This is a genomic window from Ochrobactrum sp. AN78, from assembly GCF_029909885.1.
GTDB classification, from domain to species: domain Bacteria; phylum Pseudomonadota; class Alphaproteobacteria; order Rhizobiales; family Rhizobiaceae; genus Brucella; species Brucella quorumnocens.
Window position 1 is genome coordinate 142,565 of the sequence record NZ_JASAMU010000003.1, and the last position, 23,386, is coordinate 165,950.

Consider the following 23,386-nt stretch of genomic DNA (forward strand, 5'->3'; position numbering starts at 1 on the left):
ATGGCAGGCATCAACCGTCGCGAATTCAATGTCGCGTTCATGAGCATGATCATAGCGCTAGCGGGAACTGCTTCTTATCCCGCTTTGGCCGATGATGACGTTCGCTCGATAAAACATGAAGTCGGATCAACTGAGATCACGGGCAAGCCGACGCGTGTCATTGCGCTTGAGTTTTCGTTTTTGCAGACCCTTGATGTATTGGGCGTTGTTCCTGTTGGGATATCGGACGACAATCAGGCGGCACGCGTCGAGCAATTGCTTGGCAGAAAGATCGACTATGCGTCGGTCGGTACGCGTCTTGAACCCAATCTGGAGCTGATCAGTATGCTCTCGCCGGATCTGATCATTGCGGATGTGACAAGACACTCTGCCGTTTATCAGCAGTTGAGTTCGATTGCGCCGACCATCGTGCTCAACAGCTGGGAAGGTGACTACGACACCATCAAGTCTTCGGTTATCACGATTGCAGAAGCGCTCGGTGAGCGTGCCAAGGGCGATGAAACGATTGCGCGACATACGGAAATCATGTCGAAAATTATCGCTCAGATTCCGACCAATGAGCAGCGACGCATTCTGCTTGCCGTGGCGACGCCGGATTCGCTTAGTCTTCATACATCGTCTTCGTTCACAGGCTCTGTCTTCAAAGCGATGGGGCTGCCACCGGCCATCCAGTCGGATAAGCCGGTGGAGAGTGGTGCAAATCTTGAGCGCCTGATTGCTGTGAGCCCAGAGATTTTACTTATCGGTGCCGATCCGGGTGGCACTGTTGTGGATCAGTGGAAAGACAACAGTGCCTGGACCAATATTCCGGCCGTTCAAAACAAAGTGGCGTTTGAAATTGATCGCACACAATTTGTGCGCTTCCGCGGGTTAAAGATTGCGGAACTGCTCGCTCAGGAAGTGCTCGCCAAAGTCTATGGCGGGAAGTGAGCAGTCTTGACGATTGAGACCGGGCAGAAGCAGAGGTCGAGCTTGATTAATCCCGTGTTTCTCGGAGTAATCCTGTTTGCTTTTCTGTGTTTGACACTTCTTGCAAGCGTTGCCTTCGGCGTCTCCGATCTTTCGATAGGTCGTGCCTTACAGCTGTTGTTTCAGCCCGATGGTTCGGCGCAAAGCGCGCTTGTCTGGGATATACGTCTGCCGCGTGCAGTGCTTGCAACGCTGGTAGGAGCTAATCTGGCCGTTGCAGGTGTACTCATACAGACCCTGACGCGCAATCCACTCGCCTCACCACAAACATTCGGCATCAATGCCGGGGCATCGCTGGCCATTGTGATCTGCCTCATCGCATTTCCGTCATTTCGTGGTGGCGGAACTGTCTGGCCAGCTTTCCTTGGTGCGGCAATTGTCGGCTTTGCGATGTGGATGCTGGCGATTTCAGGACGGATGAGTGACATCAAACTGGCGCTTGCGGGTATTTCGATCCAGCTTGTTCTCTCGGCTTTGGTACAGGCGATCCTGATCGCCAATAATTCTGCACAAGACATAGTCTATTGGCTGGCGGGTTCGCTCAATGCGGCCCAATGGTCTAAGGTTTGGATCATACTGCCGTTTTCGCTTTTAGGCGGGTGCATTGCTCTACTCGGCTCACGCCATTTCGGCATTCTGGCACTTGATCAGAATACGGGCGCTTCGCTGGGACAGAATGCCCAGCGGGTCGGCGGGGTTGCAGCGCTGCTCATTGTTATTCTGGCAGGTTCTGCGGTGGCAGTGAGCGGGCCCATTGGCTTTATCGGATTGCTCATACCTCATGCAGTGCGGCGTCTGGTCGGTGCGGATCAGACGAGCGTCATTGCACTGTCGGCAATTGCTGGTCCTCTATTGCTGAATGCATCGGATTTGTTGGGTCGCGTTCTGGCATTTCCGGCCGAAGTACCAGTCGGAATTGTGACGGCACTGATTGGCGCACCGGCATTCCTTGTCATTCTTTACGGCCGGCGGCTCAAATGAAGACAGCTGTGGAACACCAAGCTGACCGGCGCGCATTCATGACATGCAGTCTCATCTTTGTGCTGCTTGTTGCGGCCTCTATTCTCAGCATCATGGTCGGTGCTGTGCGTTTGAGCCTCGCCGATATCTTGACAGCCATCAGCGGTGGCAAGAACGCCTTTATCGTCATGCAGTATCGCTTGCCGCGTGTCGGCGTCAGTATTTTAGCGGGCGGGGCATTTGGCTTGGCGGGTGCATTCCTACAGGGAGCGCTACGCAATCCTCTGGCGTCACCTGATGTCGTTGGCATTACAAAATGGGCGGGGTTAGGGGCATTCTGTGCCGCGATGCTGGCACCTCCCGCATGGAGCGTCTGGGCCATTCCGCTTGGTGTGATTATCGGAGCCTTGCTGGGGGCGGCAACGCTTTTCCTGATTGCGCGACAGTTCGGCGGCAGCATTACGGCGTTGGTTCTGACTGGGGTAGCCGCTGGAATGATGGCACACGCATTGATGCAATATATGATGGTTTTATTTCCAACGCGGGCTGATCAATCCATGATCTGGCTTGCAGGCAGCGTTTATGGCCGGACTCTAAAGGACGTTGCCATTCTGGCGATCTGGCTTTTTGCCTGTCTTCCACTGGTAATTTTTGCTGCGAGTAAACTCGACGCAAGCGGCTTTGGCGACGATACGTTGACCAGCATCGGTTTGCCGCCGACTATGTTGCGCGGTGGGTTGGTATTCACTTCTGTCCTGCTTTCTGCAGGTGCGGTCGCGGCGGTCGGAAGTATGGGCTTTCTTGGTTTGCTTGCACCACATATCGGTCGGCTGCTGGTCGGCTCACGCAGTCGCTATCTGGTTCCTGCCAGCGCGTTGCTGGGCGCTTTGGCGTTATGTCTTGCGGATTTGATTGGGCGCGTGATTGCTCTGCCAAACGAAATACCTGCAGGCATTGTTGCGGCAGTGGTCGGTGGGCCCTATCTCGTCTTTCTACTTATCAAGGAGACAAGCCGAAATGGCTGATATCCACCCTTCACGGCTTTATGCCCGCAACATTACCGTTGGCTATGCGCAGGCCGAGGTCCTGAAGGATGCTGATGTAGTTATTCCTGATGGTCAGATCACGGCCGTTGTGGGTGCTAATGGTTGTGGGAAATCAACCTTGCTACGTGCACTTGCGCGCCTCATTCAGCCAACACAGGGTGCTATACATCTTGATGGCAAGCCACTTTCGTCGATGACGAGCAAGTCTGTCGCACAACAGCTGGCTTTTTTGCCCCAAAATCCGGTTTCGCCTGATGGTTTGACCGTGCGGCAGCTATGCCGGTTTGGACGTCATCCGCATAAAGGGTTTCTGTCACCTCTTACAAAACATGATGAAGATCTGGTCGAGCAAGCACTGGCTGCAACCGGATTGAACGAGTTTGCGGAACGACAGCTCGATCAGCTTTCTGGCGGTCAGCGACAGCGCGCCTGGATCGCCATGGCGCTGGTTCAGGAAACGCCGCTATTATTACTCGATGAACCAACGACCTATCTTGATATTGCCCATCAGCTTGAAGTTCTTGAGCTTCTCAAAAAACTTAATCAGGAACGCGGTCGCACCATTGTCATGGTCGTGCATGATCTAAATCACGCTGCCCAATATGCACACCATCTGATCGCAATCAGCGAAGGCCGTGTTTATGCTGCGGGATCACCCGCGCAGCTTCTGACATCGAAACTCGTAAAAGCAGTGTTCGGGATAGAGGCTCTGGTCGTCCCGCACCCTGTCTATGGAACCCCGCACTGCTTCCCCATTGCCTAGTGGTAGTGCCAATCACTCATGAACGATGAGTTGAAACCACGTATCCAGAAAGCGGCTGCGCTTCAGTCCATCCAGATAGACAAGAAGTTCCGGCCCAAGCTCGACTGGCTGGAGCGAGGTCAATTCTGAGGGGCTTGCTTCGGATGCCAGACCAGTCTTTTCCAGTATGTCCTGACCGGCTTGAGAAAGCAGGAGTGTGATGGCTTGCTCGGCAATGTTAGAGTGCTTGCTTCGGTCAGGAATGAGTGCTGTCCAGGGCAGGGCGACCACGTAATCCTGTGGCATGATCACGGCGAACTCTTTCGGATCGTAATGCCACTTGCTGATGTCCGACAGCGGAACGTTATAGGCCAGATCGATCCGGCCGGACGATAACGCCTGCAACAGGTCTTCACTATTTTCATAGATACGCGCTTGAGAAACACCGAAGGCGCGAACAATGCGCCAGAACAGTGGCGACCGTATAGAATCCTGCGCTGCCAGCGTATAGCTGACGTTGTCGATACCGATGTTTACAAGCCCCACACGGCGCTGAAAACGTGAGAGGTTTTGTTCCAGCAAGCGTGCCAGTTCGATGCGCGTCGTAGGCAATTCATTGTCCAGAGCGCTGCGTCTGACAACGCTCACGGCAGGATCAAAACCAATGCTGAAAAGCTCATTTCGCCAGTGCGCCTGCGCTGGCAATCCAGCGTTACGAGCGATGGCGGTTCTTTGCTGCGCTCCACCCTCATTGGCGATGAGAACGGCAAGGTCGGGCGTAGAAAGAATGACGAGGTCAGCCGCACTTGCTTCATCTGCACCTGCGAGAAGCCGCGATGTCCATTCACCTGGTCTGATCTGTCGATAGACGATGTTCATGCCGGGTAATTGCTCGGCCAATCCGGTTGTCACAGGTTTGAGTGTTTCCGGGGCAATGTCGCCAACAATCCGGAATTCGGGCCGAGACGCTGGGTCATTCTGCGCGTGCGACTCGTGCCATGAGGACCCGATCAGCATCAGAAAGGCGTAAAGGTGTATGATCGCGCGCCTCATGGGTTTGACCCTTCGAGGGGTGCAGTTGGCAGAGTTACGACAACACTTGTTCCGCCACCCTGTCGATCTCGCAATTCGATATGTCCGCCAAGCGCTTCGGCGACCATCTTTGCAATCGATAATCCAAGGCCGGAGCCGGGTTTGGTTTGATCCGCGCGGACGAAGCGCTCAAAGGCACTCTCTTTAATTTCAGGCGGGAGGCCGAGGCCCCTGTCATGGACGCAGAGTTCGATCATGCCATTCTTCTCGTGCAGATCGATAACGATTGGACCGGATGCATGGATGAGAGCGTTTTCGACGATGTTGCGGACCATCTCGCGAAGGCTGATTGTTTCGCCGTGTACATAAAGCGGGTTATCGGGAGCATTGAGGCTGATCGTCTCGTGCAAATCCTGATAGCTTCCTTCAGCGCGCAATCTGCGAATTGCTTCCTGAGCGACCTGACGCAGATCGAGAATTTCGAGGTTGCGCGACTGAATACTGTGCAGGGTTGTTGCTTCAGACAAAAGCTGATTGGCGAGCAAGCTGGCGCTGATGGAATTGGCGTGGATACGCGTCAGGATTTCCTGTTTCCGGCGTTCGTCGGTTTCTTCCAGAGACAACTCCGTCAAGGCGCGTAATGCTGTTAGTGGCGTGCGCATCTGATGAGCAGCATCGGCGGTGACAAGTTTCAACCCGGCAAGCACGGTATTCAGGCGATCCATGAAATCATTGAGTGCAGACACAAGCGCACTTACTTCTTTGGGGATGGGGCCTGAAACGGGACTTAAATCTGATGAAGATCGCTGACGAAGGTCAGATTCAACGGTACGTAGTGGTCGAAATGCAAGTCTGATTGCCAGCCAGATAAGGGCCAAGGCTAACAGCGCGACGCCAAAAGCAGGCAATATCGTGTTGAGGCTTAATTGCAGCGTAAGTTGCCGCCGTGCCTCACGGGTTTCGCCGACCAGAACATCAACCCAGCCGCCGCCTTTAGCGTCACTGTGATAACGAGCTACAGCGGCAATCCGTACCTTTTCGCCGCGATAGACACTATCACTCAGGCGAAGTCGGCTATTGCTACCATGTTCAATCTCTAGCCCCAGAATGGGCGAGCCGGTAAGCAGACTGCCATCGGGCGCGACGACGCGATAAAAAATGCGGTTGAGCCGCGATGTGCCAAGAATGGCAAAGGCGGAATGGGGGAGATCTACACTAAGCGCGCCATCCTGCAATGTAATTGTGTCGGCGATGGAAAGCGCTGCTGCCCCAAGCACACGATCAAAGGCTTCATCGGCAGCGCGGTGTGCATACCAGCGGCCCAGAAAAAATAGCAAAACAGTCACAGTGAGCAGAGTCATGCCGCCGCCGATGAGAATACGGCGCTGGATTGAATATTCTCTGTTTGCTGTTGCTTGGGCCATCATTGCTGGGTTGTCTTGGAACGCAGGAGATAACCAACCCCACGCTGTGTCACGATTTCCACGTCGCTGTTTTCCAGTTTCTTTCTGACGCGTGAGATCAGCAATTCGATAGCGTTGGGTGTTCCAGTGTCATCGTGGCCGAACAGCTTGAGCACAAGCATATCCTTAGGCACCGTGACGTTAACGCGGGTTGCAAGCATTTCTAACACATCAAACTCACGCCGTCCGAAGTCGAGCGGCTGGTCGCCTTCCATTACTGATCTTTGGGTCAAATTGATCGATAGTTTGCCAATTCGCAAAATCGGTTGCGCGACCCCCATGTGTCGCCTTGCAACCGCCCTGATCCGGGCAACGAGTTCTCTGAGATCAAAAGGTTTGACCAGATAATCATCGGCACCGAGTTCCAAAAGATCGATCTTGTCGGCGATCTGGTTACGGGCAGTAATGACAAGGACGGGGCAGGACAGTGAACGTTCGCGCATACTGCGCAGGATCGCAAAACCATCGCGGCCAGGAAGGTTGATGTCCAGCACAACCAGATCAAATGAGCCGTTCACAGCCAACTCTTCGCCTTGTACGCCGTCATAGACAGTCGTGACGGCATAGCCTTCCTTCTCAAGCTTTGATGCAATAGCAAACGCAATATCGATTGTGTCTTCTACGAGAAGGATGCGCATGTTGTGTTCAATTTCAATGTTCTTGAGACGACAGGATTCTGACAGTTAGAATTGCTAGTATCTGAGGTAATACTGGATGAGGCTGTAGCGCTTGTAACATAGCAAGTGCGCAGGGGAGGAAAAAATGTTCTGGCGCGGTTTGGCATGTCGTATTGGCATAGCCTTGTTTGGCCTTCAACTATGCATCGCTCATGCGTATGCTGTTGATGCTGCTTGCGCCTATCGCGGTGCGCTAGACGAGCGCTATTGTGATGAGAACCGCGATCTTGTTGCTGATACCCCCAAAGACTCTTCTCAATGGCGTGACCCGCAGACGCTTGTCTGGGCCTATTCGCCTATCGAAGACCCAGCAGTTTATGCCCGTCTTTTCAAGCCTTTCACGCAGCATCTGGAAGCCTGCCTCGGTCGGCAAATTGTTTATTATCCAATTCAGTCGAGCGCTGACGAAATTGAGGCAATGCGTTCGGGCCGACTGCATTTTGCGGGCTTCTCAACCGGCCCGACAATTGAAGCGGTTAATCGGGCGGGTGCGGTACCTTTCGCAGCTAAGGGCACAGGCGACCAGATGCGCGGCTACCGGTTGGTTGCGGTTGTGCGTGCCGATTCCCCCTATGAGACGCTCAGCGATCTTAAAGGAAAGCGCATTGCGCACGCCTCACTGTTCTCAAACTCAGGAAATGTTGCTCCACGTGCGCTCTTTCCCAAAGAAGGCCTGACACCGGGACAGGACTACGCGCCGATCATGTCTGGCGGACACGACAAGTCGATCCTTGGAGTGGTCGCCGGTGATTATGATACGGCCGCTGTCGCGTCAGATGTGCTGGAACGCATGATTGACCGTGGGTTGGTCAAACGCGAAGCATTGCGCGTGATCTACGAGAGCGATCTGTTTCCGACCTCTTCCTTTGCCTATGCCCATAATCTTGCGCCATCGCTTGTGACTGAGATGAAGCGTTGCTTTTTCAATTTCACATTCACCTCGGAAATGAAGGCAGAATTTCAGGGCGACGATCACTTCATTCCCATCGATTACGGCTCAGCATGGTCTGTTGTCCGTGAGGTAAGTGAAAAGGCAGGCGCGCCGCCCCCATAGTTTCGCTCAACAACGAGCGGAAGTTTTCGCATGGCATTCTTCATACGCCAGCTCCCGCAGCAAGCCAGAAAATCCTCCAGTCGAAATCCTCGCGGGTTTCGACAAGGGCAGCTTCGGCTCAAAGTGGATAAAATCATGAGTTATTACAAACAACTGACTTACAAATATAAGGTCTACAATGCAGATCCCACGACGTTGATCGGGGTTCTGCTTGCGGTCGCATTTGCTTATCTGATCGCAGCGCCCATCGTGTTGTTGTTGTCGGATGCGGTGCTGGTTCAGTTCGCTGATCGGGCTCGTTCCGGCCAGCAGATTGGTGAGCTGACCTTTTACTACTTCAATCGGGCATTCTTCTCGGCAATCTCCACGGATGTGTTCTGGCGGCCGCTTTGGAATACGGCAATCATAGCCCTTGGTTCGATTGTGTTTGCGCTTGTTACGGGCATTCCGCTGGCATGGCTTTTAAGCCGCACAAATTTGCCCGGCAAAAAGTGGTTCTCGACGGCATTGATCGTTCCTTACATGCTGCCATCGTGGACCTTCGCACTGGCTTGGCTGACCCTGTTTAAAAACCGCACCACCGGTGGTCAGCCAAGCTGGATGGAGGCGTTGGGCTTTTCGCCACCTGATTGGCTTGCCTATGGCATGTTGCCGATCACACTCATTCTGGCGATGCACTACACGCCGTTCGTAATTCTGCTGTTTGGCAACGCGTTGCGTCAGTTTGATTCCACGTTGGAAGATTCGGCTCGTGTCATGGGCGCAGGCAAATTATTGATCGCGCGCCGCATCATTCTGCCACTCATGCTGCCGTCGCTTGTTTCGGCTTCAACACTGATTTTCGCGAAGTGCCTCGGTGACTTCGGCGTCGCCTATATTCTGGGCGTGCCGATCGGCTTTGACGTGCTGGCAACGTCCCTGTTCCGTGCAATCTCGACCAGTCAGGCTGGCATGAGCGCAGTTCTCGCGGCAACCATTGTTGTCTTGGGCAGCATCTCGATCTTCCTCGATATGTATCTGCTCAAGGAAGCCCGTCGTTTCGTGACGATTGGCAATAAAGGTTCGATGAACCGTCAGACTGATCTTGGACGTTTCCGTGTGCCTGCATTCAGCTTTGCCTTGCTGATGTTTGTTGTTAGCGCGTTTATTCCGCTAATGGCACTGCTGCTGACCACTGTCATGCGTGTTCCGGGCGTGTTTACGCTTGATAATTTCACGCTGGATTTCTGGATCGGAACCGATCTCAACACTACCGCGATGAGCAATGGCATTTTGCTGACGGGCGAGTTCTGGAAAGCAACCTGGAACACACTCTGGATTGTTGGCTCTGCCGCGATCGGTGCAGGCTTCCTTGGTCTGCTGGTTGGGTATGTCGTTGCGCGCACACCGGTTTCTCTGGTTGGAAGCTTCCTGCGACAGGTGACTTTCCTGCCCTACCTGGTGCCGGGCATTGCCTTTGCCGCAGCTTATCTCACGATGTTTGCAGTGCAGCGTGGTCCACTTCCGGCCCTTTACGGAACGCCGATCCTGCTGGTTCTCGCGATCCTTGCCGATCAGATGCCATTCGCATCGCGTGCGGGTATCTCGGCAATGATGCAGCTTGGCAAAGCCCCCGAAGAAGCGGCTCAGATCGCGGGTGCCGGTTTCTGGCGTCGCCTCGTTTCTATCGTGGCGCCAATCCAAAAAGGCTCTCTGGTTTCCGGAATTCTGCTGCCGTTCATCTCGGGAATCAAGGGCTTGAGCCTTGTTGTCGTGTTGGCTGTTCCGGGTACTGACGTTCTCACCACCTATGCATTGCGCCTTGTCGATTACAGCTACAGTCAGGCCGCAAATGCAGTTGTTTTGATGATCTGCGTCATTGCCTTTGGCGGCACGGTCATCGTTCAAAAACTCACCAACAGCAAATTGTCTGACGGATTGGGAGGCAAATAATGTCCAGCATTACTATTCGCGATGTCAGAAAGAGTTACGGCAAAGCTGCCCGCGCCGCAGTTGAAAAACTTTCCCTCGAGATTCCAAAGTCGGAGTTTCTCTGCCTGCTCGGACCTTCGGGCTGCGGAAAGACGACAACGCTGCGCATGATCGCGGGGCTGGAATATCCAACTGAAGGCCAAATTCTGGTCGACGGCAAAAAAATCGTTTCGGTGGACGATGGTATCTATGTGCCGCCAGAAAAGCGCGGCATGGGGCTGGTGTTCCAGAACTATGCCCTCTGGCCGCACATGACTGTGGAGCAGAACGTCGAGTTCGGTTTGAAGCTGCATAAGGTCGCTAAGGCCGAACGTCAGCGTATTGTCGATGACGTCTTGCAGAAGCTTGGAATTGAGCGTTATCGCGACCGACTGCCTGCGCAAATGTCCGGTGGCCAGCAGCAGCGCGTGGCGCTCGCCCGTATGCTGGCGCTCAAGCCTGACATCATTTTGCTGGATGAGCCCCTCTCTAATCTAGATGCCAAACTGCGCCTCGAAATGCGTGCAGAGCTTAAGCGCATTCATCAGGAAATGGGCTCGACAGTTGTGTTTGTGACCCATGATCAGTGGGAGGCAATGACATTGGCTACCACCATTGCGGTGATGAGCGAAGGTGAGTTGCAGCAGCTTGGGACGCCTGATGACATTTATGAACGTCCGGCTAATCGCTTTGTAGCTGAGTTCATAGGCAACCTGCCAATCAACATCACAGAGCTGAACGACAGCAACAATGGCGCACTGGCGACATGGGCTCGCGATTATCTGAAGGCTCAGAATTTTGCGGCAAGCGGTGTTGGATCTGTTGGCATTCGGCCCGAATCCGTGCGCCTGAGTGACAAGCCGATTGAACACGGATGCGTCGCCAAAGTGGTCGATATCGTCCCGACCGGCGGCAGCTGGATCGTCGAATTGTCGGTTCATGGCGAGCAGTATTTTGCCATCGCTTCAGATGCTCCCGCTCAAAAGGCTGGCGATGAAATCTGGTTCCACGTCGAACGCAGTCACGTCCATGTGTTCGACAAAGAAGGCAAGCGTATCAGCGGCTGATTAAAGCGTGGCAAACGCCGAAGCCGCTGCGTGATCTCAAATATTAATCATCAACGTTGGAGGAAATAATGACTTTAACCCTTCGCACTTATGCTGCTCTCTCTTTGAGTGCCGCACTTCTGGCGAGCACTGCAGTTTTTGCCGAGCCTGCTGCTGAGATCGGCATCAAGGATGCGGATTACTCGCTCGAAGCTCTGATCGAAGCCGCCAAGAAAGAGCCGGGCATCACTGTTGTGGATGCGACTGGCAAGATCGTGACCATGGCCGAGGCTTTCACCACCAAATACGGTGTTAAGGCCACTGGCGTGAAGATGAACGGTCAGAACCAGGAGCAGGTCATTCTGCGTGAAGCGGCGGCGAACAATGTTCGTACAGACGTTTTCAACATGAGCAATCTGCCTTCGGTAACGTCGGAAATCATCGTTCAGGGTGCAGGCCTCAGCTGGCTTCCGGTCGATCTTAAGGATCAGATTCCTGCTCAATATCAGAATCCTGCGATCACCAGCCTAAACCCGTGGGTTTGGACATATAACTCGGACGTTCACGGTGATAAATGCCCGGTCGACAATATCTGGGCGCTGACCACTGAAGAGTGGAAAGGCCGTATAGCAATTCCTGATCCACTTCTGCGCAACGAAACGATGTTCTGGTTCAATCAGATTGCCGAACATGACGACGAAGCCATGCGCAAGGCTTATGAAGAGTTTTTCGGTGAGCCGCTGAAGACAGAAGAAGCCAGCGCGACCGCAGAATGGGTCAAGCGTTTCGCTAAAAACCGCCCGACTGTCACCCGCAGCGACACGGAAGTTGGTCCAATCATTGGTGCCAAGGGTCAGGAAAAGCCGTTCATGGGTTTCCTCAGCACCGCCATTTATCGTGATGCCAAGAAAAACGGTTACACGATGGGCATTTGTGCCGATATGAAGCCGTGGGTAGGTCAGTTGACGCCGCGTGTTGCCGTCATCGCATCGGGCACCAAAAGCCCGAATGCTGCAAAGCTCTTCGTTCATTACATGATGACAGAAGAGGGCATGGCGCCACAGCTGGCAGACGGAAAGATTTCGTCGAACAAGAACGCAAAAATTCCTGAAGGGGAAGTTTCAGGCATCGTGAAGGTGATCGATAAGCTTTACGTTCCGCATTCTGAAACCTCCGAAAGTGACTATTCCAAACTTCAGGATTGGCAGGACTTCTGGACTATTAATTCACGCTGAGACTTGATTCAGCCAGACTGAATGGCAAGAGGGCGGTCCACGCCCTCTTGCATCCACACTTCATGCAAACAAGGCCTTGTTTGCGGCTTATTCATCGTTAGAGTTAGTTTAGTCGACCGCATTTACCCATTTAGGTAACTGGCCGGCAAGAAGCAGCCATCCGGCTTTTAAGCGAAGGTATCCCAATGAAGACGGCAGCATTTACTCTCACTGTATTTGCTTTCTGCGTGGGTTCGGCGCATGCATCGAGCCCCGCTGCTTGGGAAGCGCTTCATACTAAAGTTATCAGCTCATGCATGGCCAAATCGGCGATGGTCAGCCCATTCGTTTCCGAGCCTGTCGATTTCGATGATAGTGTCGGCAAGGTTGCGTTGCTGTTGCGCGAGGGATCGACCCGTAATCGCAAGCAGCCCAAAGATACCACCGTCATTTGTCTCTATGATAAGCGTTCTGGCAAAGTCGCAATCGAAGAAATTCAGTGGAAGAAAAACTGAACGTTTTCCGCTTGTCCGTCCTATTAAAAGATACGGCTAGAATTTTGAATTTATTCACATTCCAGAGACGGTTGACGGAAGTTCGTCACGTACCAATCGTGACCTGATCTGCGTGTGTAGAAGGTATAGAAGCACTCGGTGTGCTCTATATATCCCGGAGTTTCAGTTCCTTTATAACGTTCGCCGCGCCGCGTTTCACGCACCTCACCATTAAACTCGCTTGCCACGGCCTGTGTCTTGGTTCGCCGCCATTGATAGGCCTGTTCGTTTGCGCTTAGCTTGTAAACATTATCGGGCGGACCATAGTCCAACATGACGCTGCTGATCGGCGTTCCAATATAAGATTTCATGACTTGTGACGCACAGGCTGTCAGCAAAATCGTCCCGCCCAGTGCAACTATTCCCGACAACGATACAGGTAATAATCTGGATGCCATGTTTGTTCCTATTGATTGCTGTTTGTTACAGCAACGATATGGATCAACATTGCACGCACATTGCGCGTCGATGTTGCGACGGCTCCACAAAGTTGCTCGGAATGCCTATTGCAAGATGCTAGATAGTGGCCGCTGCCAATTGCAATGTAGTCGCAATGTTGAGTGGCTATTGGGGACGAGGGCAAAAACTGGCCTCTGAGGGACAACCATTGCGTATCTTGCTTCTTGAAGATGAACCTGAAATGGCGCGTGCCCTGCTTGAGGCGTTGCGACGGCATGATGTTCTGGTTGACCATGTTGGGACCATTGCTGATGCCGATGCCCTGGCGCGCGATGGCAATTATGATGCGCTGGTTCTGGATCGTCGTCTTCCCGATGGAGAGGGGCTAAATCTGGTCGCCTCGCTTCGTCAAAGCAAGCTTTCTGTGCCTATTCTGGTCTTGACGGCACTCGGCAGCGTAGACCATCGCGTTGATGGCCTCGATGCCGGTGCTGACGACTATCTTGCCAAGCCTTTCGCGATTGAGGAATTGCTCGCGCGGTTGCGGGCGCTCCGGCGACGCGGCTCTTCGCTGTCTGATAAGTATCTGAGCTTTGGAAATCTGATAATCGATCCACGTAGCAATCAGGTCAGTGTGCACGACAGCATTATTGAGTTTCCACGCCGCGAATATCTCGCTTTGGAGGCCCTCATGCGACGACCGAACCGCATTGTGGCGAGATCAAATCTCGTGGAGGCCGTTTACACGCTTGATGACGAGATAGAGTCAAATGCTCTCGACGCTCACATTTCTCGCATTCGCAAAAAGCTCGCTCAGGCCAACGCCACAGTTGAGATAAGAGCTGTGCGAAACATAGGCTATCTCATCCGGTCGAAAGCATGAAGAAAGAACGTAGTCGGTCGTTACGATGGGCACTGATGAAGCGACTGTTTGTGTTGCAGGCGTTTCTTCTAGTGCTTTTTGTCGTTCTGCTTGTCGGGTGGATCTGGATTATCAATCCAGAGCTGGAAGACGCCAATGAAGAAGCTGTTCGTGTCGTTGCAGAAAGCGTGATGAAGGACGGCCAAGGGCGTGTTCAACTGCTGGAGACACCTGAACTTACCCAATTAAAACAGCAATATCCCGATCTTTGGTTCATTGTGCGGGACGATAAAGAGATTGTCTTGCAGTACGGCAGGATACCTTGGGCAGGCCTCGACACAGCTTTCCCATGGACGATTGACCGGGCGCGTGTGCAGACCGCGAATACGACGCGTGCGACTGTAGAAAACCGTAAGACCTCTGTCGGAAAATTACAGGTGATCGCTGCGACCGAGAAGGGATTCGACAATGAAGGGATCAGTCTCTGGATCAGCATGCAGGTCGATTTGGCTAAATATCCGGACGGTGAAATTCACTGGACGAATGTGTTGCCCGGTTTGGGATTGATCGTCCTTATAGCCGTTGTGCCTATGCTCGTTCTGACAAGTATTGCGACACTGATTGTTACGCCGCGAGCTGTTGGCCGCTCTCTGCGGGGACTCATGCAAACGGTCAAACAGGCGCAGGGGATCAATTTTGAAAATCGATCAGCTCGCATTGATCGATCCAAAGTTCCACAAGAGATTATCCCGCTGGTGGATGCCTTCAATACCGCACTCTCCAAACTGGATGAAGGATATAATCGCCGAAACCGGTTTCTGGCCGATGCTGCGCATGAATTAAGGACGCCGATTGCGATTGCTCGCACCCGAGCTGACCTGCTGGCCGATGACGATGTCAGCAGGCAATTGCGGTCTGATATTGATCGCCTCGCACGCGTGGCGCATCAGCTTCTGGAGATGCAGGCTATAGGTGTGGTTGAACTGCGTACAGAACGCCAGGATCTGAATAACCTTGTTCAGCGGTTGGCTGCCGATCTTGCACCGCTGGCACTCGATGCTGGTTACGATTTTGATTTCGAACCAAGCAATGAAGAGGCCATTTTTACGGTCCAAACGTCGATCATCGAGATGGCTGTGGTTAATCTCATCCGCAATGCAATCGATCATGCTGGCGGTAAGGGCTTAATAATTATCAAGGTCAGTGCATCCGGAACTATTGACGTTTGTGATGAGGGTGCAGGCATTCCGCTGTCAGAGCGGGAGCATGTGTTTGAGCCGTTTCGCCGTATAAATACCCATTCATCGGGGGCAGGTCTTGGATTGAACTTGGTGCAAAAAGCAGCGGAAATTCACGGCGGAAAAGTTTTGTTTTTTGATCTGAAACCGGGCTTTTGCGTCCGCCTGCAAATTAGGTCCGTCGCTGAACGCACGGTGGATAGCGTACGAGAATAAGGAAGCCAAACGATATGGCTTGTAGATGCAATGCTTACTATTTAGTTAAAGAATCACCAGTAACTAGATCAATATAATAAATAAATTCTCTGAAATAATTATTTATGCAATCTAGACGCAACTCTCGCGATGAGAATGGCAGCATCTTCTGAATTAGTCAGTGCATCGTGCTGGCCGGCTTGGAAGATCAACAGGAGCCAACTTCTGGTTCTTCAACGCGAACTGAAACCTTGTAAGCGTCAGTCAATGGCGCGCAGGTTTCGTCTGGAGTTATACCATGTCTTTCATCGCAAAACCACTTGCGGCCGCGACCGTTTCTATCGCGCTTGCAACAACCGCATATGCTGCTGATCTCAGCAATAATTCATCGGGATCGTTCGAATACGAAACACCACCGGCATTCTCATGGAGTGGCGCATATATTGGCGCGCATGGGGGCTTCGCTTCTCCAAAGATCAACCCTTTCAATGGCGGAAAAGGTATGACCGGCGGTGTGCAGGCTGGTTATAATCTTCAGTTTGGTCCGGGGGTCATCGGTGCTGAGCTTGAAGGCTCGTATATGGGTAATGAAGCGCGCGTGCCACATGGTCGTTTGAAAGAACGCTTTCGTGGAGCAGCCAAAGCCAAGGCTGGTCTGTCGTTTGACCAATCGCTCATTTATGGCACAGCCGGTCTAACCATGACAAAGTTCAAGGATGATGACGACGTTACCGGTCCGAGCGGCTGGAAGCCGGGCTATCTTTTGGGTGGTGGTATCGAGCAGGGATTTGGTGGCGGTCTGTCGGCAAAGATCGAATATAATTATGTGACCACCAAGGATGTCTCGACGACGACATCATATGGCACGAGCAAAACCAATGTGCATGATCACGTCATCAAGGCAGGCGTAAACTACCGCTTCTGATGCGGCTATTGGAACGCCTGTAACAGGGAAGGCGCTCAAACAAGCTCTACAGCTTTGGCTTCGAAAGTGACAATCCCCCACCAGTCACCGACGGAACGATATTCATTTACAAAGACTTAGAATTTGCTGCTCTCAATAAAGAAATTCATGAGAGACGGCTGTCAGTTATAACCGTCAGATTTTCATTTGCAGAAAGGCCGGAGGTGTATCCTCCGGCCTTAATACTTAGGCTTTTGTTTTGGCGACAGGATTATTCGCCCGGTGCCAGATGCGGAGCTTCAATCTTGGCACCTGCATGTTTCAATGGGCGTTCACCGCTCAACTTGCGGATCAGCACATAGAATACCGGTGTCATGAATATACCGAAGGCCGTCACGCCAATCATGCCTGCAAAGACCGCGATACCCATTGCCGAGCGCATTTCCGCACCCGCACCTGTCGAAATCACCAGCGGGACTACGCCCATGATGAAAGCAAGCGATGTCATCAGGATGGGGCGCAGACGCAGCCGGCTTGCTTCGATGGCTGCATCAACGGCACTTCGTCCTGACATTTCCAGTTCGCGCGCGAACTCGACGATGAGGATTGCGTTTTTCGCAGACAGCCCCACAAGCACTATTAAGCCGATCTGGGTGAAGACGTTGTTATCGCCTCCTGTCAGCCAGACGCCCGTCAGTGCCGCCATAATACCCATTGGCACGATCATGATGATCGACAGCGGCAGAGCAAGGCTTTCATATTGCGCAGCCAAAACCAGATAGACCAGCAGCAGTGCAAGCGGGAATACCAGGAAACCGGAATTACCAGCGAGGATCTGTTGATAGGTCAGATCAGTCCACTCGAAGGCAATGCCAGCAGGCAAGGTTTCGGCGGCGATCCGTTCAATGGCAGCCTGTGCCTGGCCGGACGAGAATCCGGGTGCGGGATTGCCGTTGATATCGGCAGAAAGGAAGCCGTTATAGCGAATTGCCCGTTCCGCACCTACCGTCTGGTCAACTTTCAGAAGCGCTGATAGCGGGATCATTTCTCCTGATTGTGAGCGCACTTTCAGCTTACCTATATCCTCGGAATGACTGCGGTAATTTGCATCCGCCTGGATTCGTACGCTGTAGGTGCGTCCGAAGGCATTGAAGTCATTGACATAAAGGGAACCCAGATAGATCTGCAGGGTTTCAAAAACATCCGTGACAGCAACGCCAAGCTGACGCGCTTTCACACGATCAAGATCGGCATAAAGCTGTGGTACGTTGACCTGGTAGCTCGAATAAAGACCAGCCAGTTCCGGTGTTTGATAGGCCTTGGCAAGGAACGCCTTCGTCGCATCATCCAGCGCCCGGAAGCCAAGTCCATTACGGTCCTCGAGCTGAAGCTTGAAGCCGCCAGTCGTACCCAGTCCCTGAACCGGTGGCGGCGGGAACATGGCGATAAAGGCATCCTGAATGGCACCAAACTGCTGGTTAAGCTGCATGGTGATGGCATTGGCCGAAAGATCAGGTGTCTTGCGTTCCTCGAACGGCTTCAAGGTTACGAAAACAATACCGGAGTTCGACGAGTTGGTGAAACCATTGATCGACAGGCCGGGGAAGGCGATAGCATTCGCGACACCTGGCTGCTTGAGCGCAATGTCGGTCATGCGACGGATCACGTCTTCCGAGCGGTCGAGCGTTGCCGCATCGGGCAATTGCGCGAAGCCGATCAGATATTGCTTGTCCTGTGCTGGAACGAAGCCGCCAGGTACTGCGCGGAACAGAACGAAGGTAACCCCCAGCAAGACGACATAAAGTCCCATCACCAGCGACTTGCGCGAGAGAATGCTGCCAACGCCGCGACCATAGGCGTTTGAACTTGCGCCAAAGGCTCGGTTAAAGCCACGGAAGAACCAGCCAAACAACTTGTCCATAATGCGGGTCAGACGGTCTTTCGGTGCATCATGGCCGCGCAGCAAAAGAGCAGCAAGAGCAGGCGAAAGCGTCAGTGAATTGAAGGCAGAGATCACTGTCGAGATCGCAATCGTCAGTGCAAACTGGCGATAGAACTGGCCGGTCAATCCGGTGATGAAGGCAAGCGGCACGAAGACTGCGACCAGCACCAGCGCGATTGCGATGATCGGCCCAGACACTTCCTTCATGGCACGATAGGTGGCCTCTACCGGTGATAACCCTTGCTCGATGTTACGCTCGACGTTTTCCACCACCACAATGGCATCATCGACTACGATACCGATGGCAAGTACGAGACCGAAAAGGCTGAGTGCATTGATGGAGAAGCCAAATATATACATTACCGCAAACGTACCGACGATGGAGACGGGTACGGCAACCAGCGGGATGATCGAGGCACGCCATGTTTGCAGAAACAGGATAACCACGATCACGACGAGAACGATGGCTTCAAGCAGAGTGTGAACCACGGACTCAATAGAGGCCTTCACGAACTGCGTGGTGTCATAGACGATATCGAAATCGACGCCTTCAGGCATTGATTTCTTCAAGTCTGCCATGGCTGCATGAATGTTTTCAGAGATTTCCAAAGCATTGGAACCCGGTGCCTGAAAAACGCCCATACCCACTGCCGACTTATTGTCGAGAAGTGAGCGCAGCGAATAATCTGCAGCACCCATTTCAACGCGGGCAACGTCACCAAGACGGGTGATTTCACCTTCACTACCCGATTTCACGACGATATTGGCGAAGTCTTCGGGGTTCTGGAGGCGGCCTTGTGCGTTGACGGAAAGCTGCATGTCGAGGCCCGGAACGGAAGGCGAAGCGCCGATGACGCCTGCTGCAGCCTGAACGTTTTGCTGACGCACAGCATTGGCGATATCGCCAGCTGAAAGTCCGCGCTCTGCTGCCTTTTGCGGGTCGATCCATACACGCATCGAATAATCGCCGCCGCCGAATATCTGCACCTGTCCGACGCCCGGGATACGAGCCAGACGGTCTTTGACTTTGAGGACGGCGTAGTTGCGCAGATAGTTCACGTCATACTGGCCATTGGGCGAGATGAGGTGAACAACAAGCGTCAGGTCGGGCGAGCTTTTAGCTGTCGTGACACCAAGCGTACGCACTTCCGCAGGCAGGCGCGGTTCGGCCTGCGAAATACGGTTTTGCACAAGCTGTTGGGCCTGATCGGGATCGGTACCAAGCGCGAAAGTGACGGTCAATGTCATGACGCCGTCAGCCGTCGCCTGGCTCTGCATGTAGAGCATGCCTTCGACGCCGTTGATCTGTTCTTCAAGCGGTGTTGCCACCGTTTCGGAAATTACGGCGGGATTAGCGCCTGGATACTGCGCGCGTACCACGATCTGTGGTGGCACGACTTCCGGATATTCTGAGATCGGCAGACCCGTCATGCCGAGCAGGCCGCCGACGAAGATCAGGACCGACAGAACGCCAGCGAAGACCGGGCGGTCGACGAAAAAGCGTGAAAAGTTCATCTTTTTATCCCCCTTAAGCGGGAAAGCAAAAACTCTCCTGTCCCGCGAGAATATGGATTCTCGCGGGTCGAATAGGCTGAGTTCGTTGCATTACGCGCAGGGCTTTGAGCTTGCGCCGTTTCAATCAGTTTTTAGCAAGCGTTTCCGTCACCGGCTGCGGTGCTACGACGACACCCGGACGAATGCGCTGAAGGCCGTTGACGACGATGTTTTCACCTGCCTTCAGGCCGCTTTCAACAATGCGCAAACCGTCATAATTACGGCCGAGCACCACTTGTCGATATTCAACCTTGTTGTCGGCTCCCACAACGAAGACAAACTTCTTGTCCTGATCAGATGAGATAGCACGATCGCTGACCACGAGCTTTTGATCAGGGTCCGGTTCACCAAAGCGGATGCGGACGAACTGACCCGGAATGAGCCTGCCATCTGGATTGTCGATGGCTGCACGAACACGGATTGTTCCGGTGGTAGCGTCCACTTCGTTGTTGATGAGCTGGATATGGCCGGAAATTGGTGTGCCGTCATCTGCTGCCGTGCCGATCTGAACCGGGATGCGCTCGATAGCACTACCGCCGGGCGATGTGGCAAGCTTAGCAAGCGCTTTAGTAACGACTTCCTCATTGGCGCTGAAGCTTGCATAGATCGGATCGACCGAAACAAGTGTTGTCAGAACCGGAGAAGCCGAACTTGCGGCAACGAGATTGCCTGCGGTGACATCCAGCCGTCCGACACGACCAGAGATAGGTGCGCGTACTTCGGTATATTGGAGGTCGAGTTCGGCAGAACGAAGTGCTGCCTTGGCTGAACGAAGGCTCGCTTGTGCCTCATCATAAGCGCTTGAACGCTGATCGAGACCACTCTGAGCGATTGTACGCGTTGTTACCAGCTGACGTCCACGTTCAAGCTCGGTTTTGGCCAGTGCTGTGCGCGCTTCTTCGGCAGAAACTTGCGCTTTGGCTTTGTCGACAGCTGCTGCGTAAGGTTCCGGATCAATGGTGATCAGAAGATCGCCTTGCTTGACGAGGCTGCCTTCGCGGAAATGCGCTTTCTGAATCGCGCCGCCGACGCGTGGGCGAATTTCGACGCGTTCGATTGCTTCCAGACGACCGGAAAACTCTTCCCAGCTGTTGATCGAGCGGGATTCCGCCTGGGTAACCGAAACAGGAACAGCAGGCGGAGGAGCGGAAACGTCGGTAGCCGCGTCAGCATTAAGGTGCGGAGCGCCAAAGAAAATGGCACCGCCACCTGCTGCAGACAATAGGATACCGAGGCCGGCGCCCCATAGGGCCCGGCGGACAATGTTCGATGTCATGTTATATCTCCTAACCGGTGGGGGCCGGTTTCATTTTGAACCTCAGTCCGACGGTTGGGAGACCATACGAGCTGAGGCTAAGCTGCGATTTGCTTTGCGCCTGATTGCCGGAAAAAATCGGAAAACAGGTCAATTAGTTTGTGTTCCTGCGGCGACCACTCCGTACCCACCACTTTATTTTCAGGTATCCACCCGGCTTTTCCGGGCAGAATATGCGACTGAACCTTCACACCTGCCTGCCGCAGACGCTCGGCATAAGCCTGCGTTTCATCCCGCATCGGGCATTGGGCGCTGGACACGAGCAGAGTTGGCACTAGCCCCGCCAGACGCGTACAAAGTGCGGGAGCGGCATAAGGGTGCGTAAACCCTGCGCACTCGCCAAGATAATTCTGCCAGCCATCCGCCATCGACTGCACTGCACTTTCCGGACAATACTTGCGGAAAGACGCCGTAGCGAGGCAGGGGTCGAGCATCGGCGAAAGCAATATCTGACCCTTGAGCTCTGTCAGATTTTGATCTCGCGCCATAAGCGCCAAACCAGCTGCAATGTTGCCACCCGCCTCTTCACCGGCGACGAACAGCATCGACTTCTTGTGCGCAAACTCCGGGCAACGCGCGCGCATCGAAGTCATAATTGAATAGGCTATCTCAAGTGCCGCCGGGAACGGATTGAGACAGGCCGATGAATATTCCGGCGAAACGACCACTGCACCTGCCTCGGCAAGTGTTTCAGCAACGCGCTCGCAGGCACCAAGACAGCTGACCGAAAAAGCTCCACCGTGGAGATGCAGTACCACTGGCGGCGGCGAAAGCAATTTGGCACCGCGATAGATGCGTGCCGTGCAGGTGGTATCGCCAGCCTGCATTGTTCCAACCGTGAATTTCTCGCACATCTTTCTTGCTTTCGTTACTAGGGGTCTGTTTTCGACATTTGCATTGCTTAGATTTAGGTGTCGGCAAATGTTGGAATCAAACCACTAGCGGCAAACTGCCATGGTGAGATATTATCATTGTCTATTATCTGGAATAGTCCCCTCAAATTGGTTACACTATCCATAATCTCGAACAATGATGGCTATTTAAAATGGATCAACTCTCGGCCATGCGCGCGTTTCTCCGGGTCGTTGAAACCGGAAATTTCACACGCGCTTCCGCGTCTCTCAATGTGCCCAAGGCCACAATCAGTAATCTTATCCAAGGGTTGGAAGCCCATCTTCGTACAAAACTCCTCAATCGTACGACCCGCCGTGTTCTCGTAACACCGGATGGCGCACTTTACTATGAGCGGGCTGCACGATTGCTTTCCGATCTGGAGGAACTGGATGGCAGTCTTTCGAGCGCTCAAACCCTGCCGAAAGGGCGGTTGCGCGTGGAAATGGCGAGTGCCGTTGCAAATCTCATCATCATTCCGGCTCTGCTTGAGTTTCATCAGCGCTATCCGGATATCCAGATTGACCTTGGCGTATCAGATCGTCCTGTCGATTATGTGGCAGAAAACGTTGACTGCGCGATTCGTATTGGTGATCTGACAGATCAGTCTCTGATCGCGCGACGCATTGGCGACATGCATTTCATCGCCTGCGCCTCAGCTGAATATCTTGACCGTTGTTCGGCACCGCAACATCCATCAGATTTGAGCAGAGACTGTTATGTCGTGGGATATTTCCGACCTTTGACTGGCCAACAGATGCCCTTTCATTTCAGGCGCGGCACTGAAGAGGTCGAGATCAGTGGCCGTTACATTGTAGCCGCCAATGAATCGACAACCTATCTCGCGGCAGCGCGGGCCGGGCTGGGTGTTGTGCAGGCTCCATTCTTCATGGTCCAGGACGACATCGAGAAAGGTACGTTGCGCCCGGTTTTGCAAGACTGGCAAATAGATCCCATGCCGATTCATCTTGTTTATCCACCAAATCGCCATCTTAGTAATCGTTTGCGCGTATTTGCCGATTGGGTGGTCAAGGTTGTGGCTCGCTCGCAAAATCTTGCACCAAGCGCAACAAACGGGTCAGTCCGATAAATGTCTGAAGACTCAAACAGGTTAATGATTGACTGCAGATATTGGTTCACTGCCGCGACATTTTCAGCGGCAGGTTCGCGAACCAGATTTTGAAGGGTATCATGTTCGGCGATGAGCGCCAGAAGCTTTTCATAGTGTGCCAATTGGCCCGTGAGCGCAGAAGATGCCAGACCTAAAGTATTTTCACTACGCTGATGCAATTCGTTCAGCGCGTTAAACATCGTGTGTTTTATGCCAAAAACAGCAATCAGGACCGATAGCAAAAAACCGAATATCTCCGATGTCTTCT

At 53.2% G+C, this 23,386-nt stretch carries 20 protein-coding genes; 13 read left to right on the plus strand and 7 right to left on the minus strand.

What is annotated here, in order from left to right; genetic code table 11:
- The 4 genes from QBD00_RS07405 to QBD00_RS07420 are packed head-to-tail and all read left to right on the plus strand — an operon-like array spanning position 1 to position 3,738.
- Positions 1-930 (plus strand): ABC transporter substrate-binding protein, encoded by a 930-nt coding sequence (locus QBD00_RS07405; RefSeq protein WP_318579065.1) that lies wholly within the window; start codon positions 1-3, stop codon positions 928-930.
- A 6-nt stretch (positions 931-936) separates the two neighbouring features.
- Positions 937-1,950 (plus strand): iron ABC transporter permease, encoded by a 1,014-nt coding sequence (locus QBD00_RS07410; protein WP_318579066.1) that lies wholly within the window; start codon positions 937-939, stop codon positions 1,948-1,950.
- Positions 1,947-2,954, plus strand: a complete 1,008-nt coding sequence (locus QBD00_RS07415; protein ID WP_318579067.1) for an iron ABC transporter permease — start codon at positions 1,947-1,949, stop codon at positions 2,952-2,954. The genes QBD00_RS07410 and QBD00_RS07415 overlap by 4 nt, the downstream gene beginning before the upstream one ends.
- Positions 2,947-3,738: an ABC transporter ATP-binding protein gene (locus QBD00_RS07420; protein ID WP_318579068.1), complete on the plus strand. Its 792-nt coding sequence runs from the start codon at positions 2,947-2,949 to the stop codon at positions 3,736-3,738. Before QBD00_RS07415 ends, QBD00_RS07420 begins: the two co-directional genes overlap by 8 nt.
- Before the next feature lie 12 nt (positions 3,739-3,750).
- On the opposite strand, the gene QBD00_RS07425 is transcribed toward QBD00_RS07420, so the two are convergent.
- Genes QBD00_RS07425 through QBD00_RS07435 form a run of 3 tightly spaced genes read right to left on the minus strand, consistent with a single transcriptional unit; the run spans position 3,751 to position 6,850 of the window.
- Positions 3,751-4,770, minus strand: a complete 1,020-nt coding sequence (locus QBD00_RS07425) for an ABC transporter substrate-binding protein (protein WP_318579069.1) — start codon at positions 4,768-4,770, stop codon at positions 3,751-3,753.
- Positions 4,767-6,176: a sensor histidine kinase gene (locus QBD00_RS07430; protein WP_318579070.1), complete on the minus strand. Its 1,410-nt coding sequence runs from the start codon at positions 6,174-6,176 to the stop codon at positions 4,767-4,769. Before QBD00_RS07430 ends, QBD00_RS07425 begins: the two co-directional genes overlap by 4 nt.
- The gene (locus QBD00_RS07435) at positions 6,173-6,850 is read right to left on the minus strand and encodes a response regulator transcription factor (protein ID WP_318579071.1); all 678 of its coding nucleotides are present in this window, start codon (positions 6,848-6,850) and stop codon (positions 6,173-6,175) included. The genes QBD00_RS07430 and QBD00_RS07435 overlap by 4 nt, the downstream gene beginning before the upstream one ends.
- A gap of 124 nt (positions 6,851-6,974) precedes the next feature.
- Here QBD00_RS07435 and phnD point away from each other — a divergent pair, with 124 nt between their 5' ends.
- The 5 genes from phnD (at position 6,975) to QBD00_RS07460 (ending at position 12,668) form a co-directional block, all read left to right on the plus strand.
- Positions 6,975-7,943, plus strand: a complete 969-nt coding sequence (gene phnD, locus QBD00_RS07440; RefSeq protein WP_318579072.1) for a phosphate/phosphite/phosphonate ABC transporter substrate-binding protein — start codon at positions 6,975-6,977, stop codon at positions 7,941-7,943.
- Between the two features lie 135 nt (positions 7,944-8,078).
- Positions 8,079-9,875: an ABC transporter permease gene (locus QBD00_RS07445; RefSeq protein WP_191793113.1), complete on the plus strand. Its 1,797-nt coding sequence runs from the start codon at positions 8,079-8,081 to the stop codon at positions 9,873-9,875.
- Positions 9,875-10,960, plus strand: a complete 1,086-nt coding sequence (locus QBD00_RS07450) for an ABC transporter ATP-binding protein (RefSeq protein WP_318579073.1) — start codon at positions 9,875-9,877, stop codon at positions 10,958-10,960. Before QBD00_RS07445 ends, QBD00_RS07450 begins: the two co-directional genes overlap by 1 nt.
- 68 nt (positions 10,961-11,028) lie before the next feature.
- Positions 11,029-12,174, plus strand: coding sequence for an ABC transporter substrate-binding protein (locus QBD00_RS07455; protein ID WP_318579074.1), 1,146 nt, complete (start codon positions 11,029-11,031; stop codon positions 12,172-12,174).
- A gap of 296 nt (positions 12,175-12,470) precedes the next feature.
- Positions 12,471-12,668 carry a hypothetical protein gene (locus QBD00_RS07460; RefSeq protein WP_318579075.1) on the plus strand — a complete coding sequence of 66 codons (198 nt, stop codon included), beginning with the start codon at positions 12,471-12,473 and terminating at the stop codon, positions 12,666-12,668.
- 50 nt (positions 12,669-12,718) lie between these two features.
- Here QBD00_RS07460 and QBD00_RS07465 read toward each other — a convergent pair whose 3' ends face one another.
- Positions 12,719-13,105, minus strand: coding sequence for a hypothetical protein (locus QBD00_RS07465; protein WP_318579076.1), 387 nt, complete (start codon positions 13,103-13,105; stop codon positions 12,719-12,721).
- A gap of 209 nt (positions 13,106-13,314) precedes the next feature.
- Here QBD00_RS07465 and QBD00_RS07470 point away from each other — a divergent pair, with 209 nt between their 5' ends.
- The 3 genes from QBD00_RS07470 to QBD00_RS07480 all read left to right on the plus strand — a co-directional run bounded on the left by QBD00_RS07470 (position 13,315) and on the right by QBD00_RS07480 (position 16,326).
- A complete protein-coding gene (locus QBD00_RS07470) occupies positions 13,315-13,989 on the plus strand; it encodes a response regulator transcription factor (protein ID WP_318579077.1) in 675 nt (224 codons plus the stop codon).
- The gene (locus tag QBD00_RS07475) at positions 13,986-15,422 is read left to right on the plus strand and encodes a HAMP domain-containing sensor histidine kinase (RefSeq protein WP_318579078.1); all 1,437 of its coding nucleotides are present in this window, start codon (positions 13,986-13,988) and stop codon (positions 15,420-15,422) included. Before QBD00_RS07470 ends, QBD00_RS07475 begins: the two co-directional genes overlap by 4 nt.
- A 277-nt stretch (positions 15,423-15,699) precedes the next feature.
- Positions 15,700-16,326 carry an outer membrane protein gene (locus tag QBD00_RS07480; protein ID WP_318579079.1) on the plus strand — a complete coding sequence of 209 codons (627 nt, stop codon included), beginning with the start codon at positions 15,700-15,702 and terminating at the stop codon, positions 16,324-16,326.
- Between the two features lie 250 nt (positions 16,327-16,576).
- Here QBD00_RS07480 and QBD00_RS07485 read toward each other — a convergent pair whose 3' ends face one another.
- The 3 genes from QBD00_RS07485 to QBD00_RS07495 all read right to left on the minus strand — a co-directional run bounded on the left by QBD00_RS07485 (position 16,577) and on the right by QBD00_RS07495 (position 21,970).
- Positions 16,577-19,762, minus strand: a complete 3,186-nt coding sequence (locus tag QBD00_RS07485) for an efflux RND transporter permease subunit (protein WP_151092767.1) — start codon at positions 19,760-19,762, stop codon at positions 16,577-16,579.
- A 124-nt stretch (positions 19,763-19,886) separates the two neighbouring features.
- Positions 19,887-21,077: an efflux RND transporter periplasmic adaptor subunit gene (locus QBD00_RS07490; RefSeq protein ID WP_151092769.1), complete on the minus strand. Its 1,191-nt coding sequence runs from the start codon at positions 21,075-21,077 to the stop codon at positions 19,887-19,889.
- 77 nt (positions 21,078-21,154) lie between these two features.
- Positions 21,155-21,970 (minus strand): alpha/beta hydrolase, encoded by an 816-nt coding sequence (locus QBD00_RS07495; protein ID WP_151092771.1) that lies wholly within the window; start codon positions 21,968-21,970, stop codon positions 21,155-21,157.
- A 191-nt stretch (positions 21,971-22,161) separates the two neighbouring features.
- Between QBD00_RS07495 and QBD00_RS07500 the strand changes: the two genes are divergently transcribed.
- Positions 22,162-23,097, plus strand: coding sequence for a LysR family transcriptional regulator (locus QBD00_RS07500; RefSeq protein WP_191793117.1), 936 nt, complete (start codon positions 22,162-22,164; stop codon positions 23,095-23,097).
- Positions 23,098-23,386 lie beyond the last annotated feature (289 nt).